The following is a 600-nucleotide window of genomic DNA, read 5'->3' as shown; positions in this document are numbered from 1 at the left end:
TACCCGGCGCCGGCCGCCGCCAGCAGCCGCGCCTCGCGCCCCAGCGCCGGCCACTCCGACGCCGGCGCGACCGCGCGCAGGCTGTCCACCAGCCGCCACGCGCGCGCCACGTCGGGCTCCTGCGCGGCGCTGGTGAAGAGCCACAGCTGGCAGCGCACGAACGCCGGGTTCCGCGGGAAGCGCCGCCGCCCCTCGTCGCACCACTGCCGCGCGTCGAGGAAGTTCTCGGTGTCGTACGACGACGCGTACAGCCGCCACAGCAGCGCGTCGGCGTTCGCCAGGTAGGCGTCCGCCTCGTACGCGCGCCGCGTGGCGAGCGTGGCCTCGATCAGGTTCGGCTTCTCGTAGTACACGCGCGCCAGCGCGCTCCACGCCGCGGCGTCCTGCGGCGCCAGCGCCACCGCGCGCCGGAGGTCCGACTCGGCGTCGGCCAGCAGCGCCGCCGCGGCCCTCGGGTCGGGCTCGAGGTGCCGCGTCCAGCGTTCGAGGCGCACCGTGCCGCGCAGCGCGAGCGCCTCGGCGTCGTCGCCGTCGGCGGCCGGCGCGCCGCGCGGGAACCCGTCGGCGCGCGCCATGTGCCCCGCGGCGGCCGGCGGCGCG

1 pseudogene is annotated in these 600 nt (G+C 79.2%); it reads right to left on the bottom strand.

The window, feature by feature from the left end:
• Positions 1-600 (bottom strand): annotated as a pseudogene (locus tag PYV61_RS26390) (hypothetical protein); the annotation flags it as partial.

Source organism: Roseisolibacter sp. H3M3-2, from assembly GCF_029211165.1.
Taxonomy (GTDB): domain Bacteria; phylum Gemmatimonadota; class Gemmatimonadetes; order Gemmatimonadales; family Gemmatimonadaceae; genus Roseisolibacter.
This window is presented reverse-complemented; position numbering and strand designations above follow the sequence as displayed.